The sequence below is a fragment of the Rhodopirellula maiorica SM1 genome (genome assembly GCF_000346295.1).
GTDB lineage: Bacteria > Planctomycetota > Planctomycetia > Pirellulales > Pirellulaceae > Novipirellula > Novipirellula maiorica.
Genome location: NZ_ANOG01000837.1, coordinates 1 through 10,030, shown reverse-complemented (window position 1 = coordinate 10,030; position 10,030 = coordinate 1). Strand labels below are relative to the sequence as shown.

The following is a 10,030-nucleotide window of genomic DNA, read 5'->3' as shown; positions in this document are numbered from 1 at the left end:
TATAGCATTTGATCCATGGTCACTGGCAGAGTCGTCTCGTGGCCTTGCACCACCATCGCAAGCGAATCGCCGACGAGTAAAATGTCGATCCCTGCTTCGTCCAAAATCGCGGCGGTGGGGAAGTCGTACGCGGTCAACATCGAGATCGTTTTTCCGTCGTCTCGCATTCGCTGAAGCGTTCGGGTGGTCACTCGGGGTCGGGAGGCGGGCGAGGAAGGCGACATCTGCGCGTGGGGGCTCGGGGAAAACTCGAATCAGAAAGAGATCAACACAAGTCTCCAAGCTAACCGTACAATGCGAGAAGTCCAGCGGGGATGGTTCGCCCAACGCCGCAGCTTTACTATTTTTAGGAGCTTTCAAATCGATGAAGAATCTATGTTTGTTTCGGTTGAACGGGCCCCAGCAATGTCCCGCCGGTGACGCTGCATTGAGCACCTCGTCGCTTGAACTCAAAATCAATCATTCCAAAACCGCAACTCGAATTCTTTGCATCCTCGCGTTCTTACTGGTGATCCCTTCGGCCGTCTTGGCTCAAGGCAACGCAAACATGGTCACGCAGTTCAGCGGGACGCTAAAAACGGCTCAACCTGGCGTGCTAGTGATCACACGCGATGATGGCACCGAGATATTTGTTCAACCGCCCGATGAATTACCCAACTTGGCCTTCGTCGCCAAAGCCAAGCCTGCCTTTTTAGGCCGAGGAATGTTGATCCGATTTTCTGGGGTCTTCGACGGAGCGGGGAATCCACTGTCCAAGATTGAAAAGGTCGAAATCTTTCAGCCCGTTCCGCCACAACAACTCAAAGGCAGCCAGCGGGACAAATTTACACCGGGGGTCTACGGCGACCCTCACGCCAATCCACAACAGCGGGTGGAACCTCAGAAATACGACGTGGTCGGCATTCCCATGGGGATTACGCCCACTGGCATTTTGATGACGCAAGCGGGCAAGATTCCAGTCCGCTGCCCATTGGCCGAAAATGTCCAATTCGAATTGCGTTTAAACAATCTTTCCTTGGCTCAGCCCGGCGACCCGGTGTCAGTCAGCGGTTTTTACCAACCTTCAGACGAAACCAAAGTCAAGGCAGAGAACCTCACGATCACGACCGATCGTGTGTATGGCGAACCGCTGGCAAACGAAAACCCACGCAATCGTCGTGCATCACGCAGGAACCGTGCCGCCGACGCCGAGGAAGCTCCCGCCGCCGAAGCCGATCCGCAAGCCGAAGCGACCGAGTAACCTCGCTGCGTTTTGATTCTCTAACCTTATGATGTCGATGCACTGCCCTTCCTTGCTATTGCCTTCCTTGATATTGAAAGTTTGTCCATGTTGATGCGTGTCGCCAGTGGCCACGTCATTGACCCCGCGTCGGGCATCGACGGAGTTCAAGATATTTGGATTCGCGAACAATCCATTGCGGATCCACCGGCAGACTCGAAAGCCGACCATACGATTGACGCAACCGATTGCATCGTGATGGCGGGAGCCATCGATTTGCATACCCATATTGGTGGTGGAAAACTGACGCTGGCAAGATTGCTGCTGCAAGATCAGTTTCCTCGTGACGATCAGCGAATGAGTGAGTTTCTGCCGGCGGCGAGTGTCGTCGGCAATCGCTATCTCGACATGGGCTATACGACCTGTTTCGAACCCGCTGTAATTCCCTGCAACGCGCGTTCGGCCCATGCGGAAATGGCAGACGTGGTCGGCATCGATACAGGCGGCTACTGTTTACTGGGCAACGATGACGTACTACTGCAACTGCTGGCCGAAGACGCACCGCAAGCAATCATCAATGACTACGTCGCTTGGATGGTCACCGCCACACAGTGCATCGCGGTAAAAGTAGTCAATCCTGGCGGTATCAACGCTTTCAAATTCAATACACGCCAATTCGATGTCAACACGCCGCATCCTCGCTACGGGGTCACTCCGTCGACGATCATTCGCCGCTTGTGCCGTGCCGTTCACGAGATCGGTTTGGCTCATCCGCTGCACGTTCACTGCAGTAACCTCGGCGTCCCGGGCAACATCGCGTCAACCTTGGCAACGATCGAAGCCGCAAACGGTTTACCGATTCATCTGACCCACGCCCAATTCCATAGCTATGGCAATTCCGGCCCCTACAAGATGTCCTCCGCGGCCGAGCAACTCGCTCGCGTCCTACAAACCCATCCCAACGTCACGATCGATGTAGGACAAGTCATGTTTGGCCAAACCGTGACGATCAGCGCTGATTCGATGCATCAATACGACAATCATGCCTTCGCGAAACCGCGAAAATCGGTGCTGGTCGACGTCGAGTGCGAAGCCGGTTGCGGGGTGGTGCCGTTTCGCTATCGACGCAAACAATATGTCCACAGTTTGCAGTGGGCGATTGGGTTGGAATTGTTTTTGATGATCGACGATCCTTCACGAGTCTTCTTGACGACCGATCACCCCAACGGCGGCCCCTTCACCACGTATCCGCATTTGATCCGACTGTTGTGCGACCGCTCGTACCGCGAAACCGCACTCGCTGAAATCGAACCCGAAGCGGCGGCGGCCAGCCAATTGGCAGGCCTGTCGCGTGAATACAGTTTCGCGGAAATCGCTACGATGACGCGTTCCGCTCCGGCAGCCATCCTTGGACTCCGTGGCGTAGGCGACCTAGCGGCGGGATCCCAGGCCGACCTCGTGATCTATCGCAAGCACGAGAACATTGAACAAATGTTTGCTGAGCCCACCTATGTGATCCGTTATGGCAAGATCGTTCGTGGCGAGGGAGCCAGTGATACTGTGACCCTCCCTAGCGTCTCCCACACCGTCGACGTCTCCTTTGATTCCGAAACAATTCCGATGCTCGCTCAGCGGTATGCCGAACAGGGAACGATGGCAATGAGTCGGCTGAGGATCAGCGATGATGAAATGCAAAGCACGCTAGGCTCGACGCCCAACAAACATACCGCTGTGCGAGCAACGATTTAAACGACATGGATGAATATCTTCATATCAACGACGTTCGCATCGACCCGACCTTCGCAGAAGCGTTCGACATGAAGGCGACGCGATTGATTGTCACGGCGGACGATCGCCAATGGGCAACCGATGCCGCCGCCGCGATGACCGGGTTTGGCACCAGCGTGATCGCTTGCGGTATCGAAATCGCCGTCGAACGCGAACTCGCAGAAACAGAAACCCCCGATGGACGCCCGGGCGTCGCCATTCTTGCCTTTACCGTCTCTGGCAAAGAGATGGACAAACAGATCTCGCTACGCGCCGGCCAATGCATTTTGACCTGCCCCACGACCGCGTTGTATGCCGGAATCGAAGAAACCGAACCGAAGTCCGATAAACGGGTCCCGATCGGAAAATCGCTGCGATATTTTGGAGACGGACACCAGATCAGCAAGGTGATTGGATCGCGACGTTATTGGCGAATCCCCGTGATGGACGGCGAATTCGTTTGTGACCACGACGTGGCGCGTGTCGATGGTATTGGCGGCGGAAATTTCATCTTGATCGGCAACGACGTCAAAGCGGTCTCGACGGCATGTCGTGCCGCGGTCGATTCGATGCGTCAAATGGATGGGGTCATCACGCCGTTTCCAGGAGGTGTCACACGTAGCGGATCAAAGGTGGGTTCGAAATATGCCGCACTGTATGCGTCGACCAACAATGCCTTCTGCCCCACGCTTCGAACCGTAGATCCAACCACGCAATTGATGCGTGACGAATCGGTGGCGATGGAGGTGGTGATCGATGGATTGTCGGACGCCGTCATAGCCGATGCAATGCGGGTGGGTATCCAAGCCGCGTGTGCTTCGCCAACCAACGGCGGACTGCTTCGAATCACCGCGGGGAATTACGGTGGAAAACTCGGACGACATCATTTCCACCTTGCGGAGATTCTAAGATGACCAGTTGGCTTTTGGAATTGCGGCAACAACCCACATGTGACATCGACGCCTCGGTAATGTCGCCGATGACCTTCGCTTCGATCAGCGATGCGGACGAAATCAAACGGTTGCCCCTACAATGTGGTGATGATACGTGCCCGATCGGCGAGCTATTTTCCATTTCCAAATTGTCGAGCAAAAACGAATTGCGGTTGGTTGGCGACCTGAGTCGATTTCACCGACTGGGCATGCAGCTACGAAGCGGACGGATCACCATCAAGGGGAATGTCGGCGACTATGCCGGAACGATGATGTCGGGTGGCGAAATTTGGATTGCCGGCGCCGCGGGCAACTTTCTCGCGGCTCCCGTGGACTCATTTCGCAGCGGCATGTCCGGAGGCCGAATCGTGGTTCGTGATTCGGCCGGAAACCATGTCGGCCATCGCATGCGACGTGGCGAAATCTTTATCGAAGGCTCCGCAGGAGACTTTGTCGGCAGCCACCAAATCGCCGGCACGATTGTTGTCGCTGCAAAAACGGGTAGAAGTGCGGCATATGCGATGCGGCGAGGCACGCTGGTCGTCAATCAGCCACCCCCGCTCAGCCGTACTCGTTTTAGCGATCCAATTGAGGCATTTTCGGTCATTAGCCCCTTATTGGGACGCCAAACCAAGGCCTGGGCGTCAGCTAACGCTCCAAGTCAGTTTGCTTGCAAAAACGTGATTCAATTGTTGGACCAAATCGCTGATGAAGGATTCCGGTCGATGCGTGGCGATTTTGCGGTCGGTGGCCAGGGAGAGATTCTTTTTCCGCGTTAAAGCCTGTATTTCATGATCCAGGCATTCGATTTGCATCACACGCTCACCTGGCCCTCGTATTTCGGATATTTTGTTACAACGAAGTCATGTCAAAAACAACCGAAATTCCCGCAACCACTGGCGGAAAGCAGGGCATTGTGACTATTTTCTTCGGTAGTATGCGATTGCTTTCGGCGTCCGATCCTCGAAAACATTTAAAACACACCGGCCCGATACTCTTTCATGGGCCAATTCCCCTACAAACAACCCAGCATTTTCAAAAATGAAATTTTTCACTTTCCGATCCACGCTTCTTGTCGCAGCGGCGTGCTTGTTGACCTCGCTCGTGTCACCCGCCGCAAACGCCGAAGCCACGCTCGGTATTGGCTCCAAAGCGCCTTCGATCGATATCGAGCACTGGCTGCAAGATGGCAAAGGATATTTCAAACCGGTAAAGAAGTTTGAAAAAGGCAAAGTCTATGTGGTTGAATTTTGGGCAACATGGTGTGGCCCTTGTGTCATGAGCATGCCTCATCTCGCGGAGCTACAAAACCAGTACCGCGGCGAGAATGTACAAATCATCAGTGTCTCGGATGAAGAAGTCGAAGAAGTCAAAGAGTTCTTGGCGCGCAAAAACGAAGACCTGAAAAAGACGTTCGACGAGATCACATCGGCCTACTCGCTGACCACCGACCCTGACCGCTCGGTTTACAAAGACTACATGGAAGCAGCCAACCAACAGGGCATTCCGACCGCCTTTATCGTTGGCAAGACCAGCCAAGTCGAATGGATTGGCCATCCCATGGAAATGGAAGAACCGTTGCAACAAGTTGTTTCCGATTCGTGGGATCGTGAAGCATTCAAGAAAGCCATGGAAGAACAGCAACGGCTGGAAGCAGCGATCCAAGAAATTTCAATATTGGCAGGTGCTGGAAAGTTTGATGAAGCAATCAAATTGGTCGACAAGCAACTCGCCGAAACCGACGATGCCGGACTGCAAGCGAACTTGAAAGATTTCCGATCCAGCTTGATGCTGTCGGCGGGTCACGTTACCGACGAAGTCGTGAAATACTATCGCGACCGTCTCGAGGAGATGAAGGGCGATTGGATGTCGCTGGGGCAATTCGCGTACTCGTTGACCGCCGTGGTTCAACAAGGCGGCAGTGTCGGCCCGTTGGCCGGTGAAGCCGTTGCCGCACTCTCCCCGCTCGTAGATAAAGTCGACGCCGAAGCCAAACCGCTCGTCTACAACATCTTGGCACAACTTTCCAAGATCGATGAAAAACTTGATGAGGCGATCAAGTTCCAAGAAAAGGCCGTCGAACTGAGCGACGATCGCCAAAAGAAACGAATGGAATTGTTCCTCGAAGAATTGAAGTCTGAAAAAGAAGACAAGTAACGAGCCTGTCGTCGACGAATGAATGAATGAGGCATCGTCATCGCACTGCCTCGTCATTGAATCGTTTCGATAAACCATCAAACCATTTCTACCGATCGGTAGGAATGGTTTTTTCATGAATGGACCGGACTGCCTGCTGACTAGCGACCCGCTATTGCGGGGGCAGATCGAACGACAAATCGAAACGTCGCCAACATATCGCTGTTGCCAACACACTCATCGCAGCAATACACCACGAAGCAGCGATCGCGCCACTGACAAAACCAATTGCATGTAAACCGTCCGGTAAGATGCTCTTGCATACGGCCGACCACAGCACCAACATTGCTAGCGACGCCGCGATCACACCCGCCTTTCCCAAAAATGTCAACTTGGCTCGCAACATCATGCCCAACCCTTGTTGATGAGCATGATGCGGATAAACCAAAAACAACGCGTTTTCAACGGCAAAGGTAAACACCGCAAATGCAGCCATCAGCAACGTCCACATCAACCACTGGCTCCAACCGGGTTGAACGACACAAGCTGCGATCGCCAGCGTGACGCACTGAAAAATCCATGTGATAAAAATGGGTAACGTTAATTGACCGAGGACCATCGAAAGCGGCTTGACGGGCAATGATTTCAACAACTGCATTCTCAACAGATCGCGGCGAAAATCGAGACGAAGCGCCGGGGGTGCTAACAGCATCGTGCACAATGCAACTCCGCTGACGACATAAAACCACTGTTCGATCACCTGATTGGTTACCAACGGCGATAGACACAATAGCGTTGGAATCACAAAGCTGGCCAAAATCGTTCCGCGATACCGCAGTACACTTCGGTATTGTCGAGCCAGCAACGCCGCGGTCGTCCTTAGCCTCGGGTACCCCCAAAGCACATCGACGTCCAACGAGCGATGCGTTTGTGTTGGATCCGTCGCGGCGCAGTTGCGACCTGAGCGGTCCAGTTCGCGAAGCAGTGATTGCTCTTGCCTCTGACTCTGCATTAGCGCCCCGTGGTCCGCCCAAACCAAAACGCGTACCGCAAACAGAACCGTCATCGCCACACAGACCATCGCTATCGGTGTCCAAACCGAATAGCTAGTCGTCACGGCCAGCGATGCCATTGGAATCCAGGCGAAGGCAACGGCTTGAATCACAACGCTTTGGGCTAGTTCGCCTACCGCATAAAACATATGGATCAAATACAACCAAGTCGGAGACCCCATCGGAGTCATCGCGGTCACTTTTGCGATTACTTGCAGTGCGACGGCGGTGGCCATGACCACACTAACGACTTTCGCACGTCGACGATTTAGATCGCTCAGCCCGCTGGCGACACGAACCAGAATCTGCCGGACCGTATCCAACAACAACAGCGAGCAGAAAACCCCAAGGATCAATAGTTCCACATGCTGAACATCGCGAGCGATCACGATCGTCAACAACAATGTCTTAATCGCGGTCGCTGAAACAATGTTGGTGATTCGATAGGTCGCCAAACTCGATCGATGCAGTGGCCCGCCACCCAACCACAACCGTTCGGCGGGCGTCATTTCGAGATCGACGACCGTTTCGGTCCATACACAGCGAACCGCATGGTAAAACGCGTAAAGCACCATCCCGCCCGACAACCAGGCACGAAGATGATCGGGCGACGCCGGTGCCCGATTGGACAGTACCAAAACGCCGTACATCACGTACGCGACAAGAAAAACACCGGCCAACAACGTCGCGACAATGCGTCTTGGGGACAAAATCCGTGCCAGCGTTCGTCGCAAACGAAATTGACTTCGCGCGTTCGTCAACCACAACAACTCTTGATGGACATGCGGTGCATCCCACAGTGCCCCGAACTTGGTTGGATGCGATGCTCCGCTCATGCCACCCCTTCCATCTGAGCAATCTCTGTACTCACGCCGGGACAGACCACGGGATTTTCAATCGCTGCAAAATAAGCATCTTCGAGCGATCCGATCCCAGGGTACGCGGATCGCAGATCGTTGGCGGTTCCGAAAAATTTTGCCTCGCCCTGTTTCATTACCAAATAATGGGTACAGACGCCTTCGATCATCGGCAACAAATGACTGCTGATCATCACCGTCGCTCCTGCCTCGGCACGTTGACGAACCGATGCCAACAACTCACGAATCCCCGGCGGATCGAGCCCTGTCATTGGCTCATCGAGTAGCAACACGGCGGGATCAAACAGATACGCACAACACACTGCCAACTTCTGACGCATGCCGCGTGATAACGTCGTGGCTCCCGCATCGACCTTGCCTGTTAACTGAAATTGGCTCAGCAGCCGCGTCGCATGAGCCCGGAAATCTTTGACTTGATACAATCGCCCGATCATTTCCAAGTGCTGTCCCACGGTTAGATCATCAAACAGCGGCGGGTCATCGGGCACGTAAGCCAACCGGCGTTTCAATTCGATCAAATCGGTCTTCTGGTCACACCCGGCGACGCAAAGCGATCCGTCCGAAGGCGGAATCAAACCCGCCAAACATCGCATCACCGTCGTTTTACCTGCTCCATTGGGCCCCACCAGCCCGCAAACTTGGCCTGGCTGCAACGCAAACGAGACACCGTCGACGGCCAAATGCCGATCGTAAATTTTACGCAAGCCCTGAACTTTGATCATGATCCGCAATCGCTAAACGTCACAAAGAGAAAAATGTCGTTGTTACTGATGTACTGAAAACTAGCACACAAGTAGGCAACGGCATTCGCTGGTGGGGTCGTAACGATTAAGTGGAATGTCGGATCGAATTCGGCAGCGATCTATCGGAACTGTGATCTATCAAGACTGCGATCTATCAGGACTGTGATCTATCAGGACAGCAAACGAGCGTGCCTTCTATCTATCAGACCTCTGGTTTATTGGAGCTCTGTTTATTGGCTTCGGTTTACTGAGCGATCCAGTAGTGCCGCAGCTCGGCATCGATCTCTTTGCGTCCGATAGCACGTTGCTCGTTCCGTACTCCGCTGCGGCGATCGGCGACACCTTTGACGATCACACGAACCGAGTCCGACAGATCGTAGAGGTGGGCGATACGACTGGCGACCGCCAACTGAAAACGGGCTTGGGGATAGATGGGAACGTTCAATCGATCGAGCGACCATAAATTCATTTGCAAATGATGCCAGCCATCGGAGTTGTCATCCTGCAGAAACGGGTGTATCGTCGCGGGCAGTTGGTCCATCGCCGAGCGATGAATTTGGACCTCCACACGACTGCTGTGCGGCGAATACAGTGCCCATGATGTCCAATGATCCCAGTACCCCCACCGTTCGGTCGCTGGCATGACGATCGCGAGTATCACAATCGCTGCCGCCAAGCGTTTGCCGATGGATTCGGTGACAGCCGCATATTTGGCTTCCGACTGCGGCGGCGAAGTCTTACATGGTTCTGCGATTGGTTTCAGAAACAAAAACCATGCTTGAATGATCAGCAGTACATTCCAAAACAGCACGCCATTACTGTGATCCAGATTCCAAGGCCCCAGCATGACCACCAAACTCAGATGCAACAATATCACACAGACTGCTGCCACCCGCCGCGTCCGGTGAAACAACAACCCAATCGCAATCAACGCTTCGCTCAGCGGCAATAACAACGCGATGATTGCCAGTGTGTTGTGCTCGAAACGATCAGCTAGATTCCCGATTACCGGTAGATCGACCGCGGAAAGAAAATTTTGACCGACGGTATGAGCGAATTGGTAATCCAGTTTCCCCAGCCCGCTGTACAGATAAACGCTTGCGGCGAGCGGAACCAGCCATCGCCGCGCCGTTTCCCGATCCATCGCAGCAAAGACGATCGCGTAGATTGCACTTTGGTACGCCCAGGGCTGCAGACGATGCTGGTTGAGCATAAAGGAAATGCCAAGTCCGACTGCAACGATCCACCATAACCACGGACGCTGAAGCTCGGCGGTGGCGACAATCGCAACACAGGCAGCCAG

9 protein-coding genes are annotated in these 10,030 nt (G+C 54.0%); 5 read left to right on the top strand and 4 right to left on the bottom strand.

Annotated elements, in window-relative coordinates:
* Nucleotides 1-224 (bottom strand): 3-methyl-2-oxobutanoate hydroxymethyltransferase (locus RMSM_RS27010; RefSeq protein WP_173405152.1); only part of this gene is annotated, 224 nt, incomplete at its 3' end.
* A 140-nt stretch (nt 225-364) separates the two neighbouring features.
* Between RMSM_RS27010 and RMSM_RS27005 the strand changes: the two genes are divergently transcribed.
* From RMSM_RS27005 to RMSM_RS26985, 5 genes are all read left to right on the top strand, one after another.
* Complete coding sequence (locus RMSM_RS27005) at nt 365-1,240, top strand: hypothetical protein (protein ID WP_008704355.1); 876 nt, start codon at nt 365-367, stop codon at nt 1,238-1,240.
* 87 nt (nt 1,241-1,327) lie between these two features.
* Nucleotides 1,328-2,968 (top strand): formylmethanofuran dehydrogenase subunit A, encoded by a 1,641-nt coding sequence (locus RMSM_RS27000; RefSeq protein ID WP_008704352.1) that lies wholly within the window; start codon nt 1,328-1,330, stop codon nt 2,966-2,968.
* A 5-nt stretch (nt 2,969-2,973) separates the two neighbouring features.
* Nucleotides 2,974-3,900 carry a formylmethanofuran--tetrahydromethanopterin N-formyltransferase gene (gene fhcD / locus RMSM_RS26995; protein ID WP_008704350.1) on the top strand — a complete coding sequence of 309 codons (927 nt, stop codon included), beginning with the start codon at nt 2,974-2,976 and terminating at the stop codon, nt 3,898-3,900.
* Nucleotides 3,897-4,697, top strand: a complete 801-nt coding sequence (locus tag RMSM_RS26990) for a formylmethanofuran dehydrogenase subunit C (protein ID WP_008704349.1) — start codon at nt 3,897-3,899, stop codon at nt 4,695-4,697. Before fhcD ends, RMSM_RS26990 begins: the two co-directional genes overlap by 4 nt.
* Before the next feature lie 262 nt (nt 4,698-4,959).
* The gene (locus RMSM_RS26985) at nt 4,960-6,075 is read left to right on the top strand and encodes a TlpA family protein disulfide reductase (RefSeq protein WP_008704347.1); all 1,116 of its coding nucleotides are present in this window, start codon (nt 4,960-4,962) and stop codon (nt 6,073-6,075) included.
* Between the two features lie 151 nt (nt 6,076-6,226).
* Here RMSM_RS26985 and RMSM_RS26980 read toward each other — a convergent pair whose 3' ends face one another.
* From RMSM_RS26980 to RMSM_RS41370, 3 genes are all read right to left on the bottom strand, one after another.
* Nucleotides 6,227-7,942 carry a hypothetical protein gene (locus RMSM_RS26980; protein ID WP_008704345.1) on the bottom strand — a complete coding sequence of 572 codons (1,716 nt, stop codon included), beginning with the start codon at nt 7,940-7,942 and terminating at the stop codon, nt 6,227-6,229.
* A complete protein-coding gene (locus RMSM_RS26975; protein ID WP_008704343.1) occupies nt 7,939-8,706 on the bottom strand; it encodes an ABC transporter ATP-binding protein in 768 nt (255 codons plus the stop codon). Before RMSM_RS26975 ends, RMSM_RS26980 begins: the two co-directional genes overlap by 4 nt.
* Before the next feature lie 265 nt (nt 8,707-8,971).
* Nucleotides 8,972-10,030, bottom strand: a 1,059-nt coding sequence (locus RMSM_RS41370) for a hypothetical protein (protein WP_040769552.1), incomplete at its 5' end; no start/stop codon positions are given.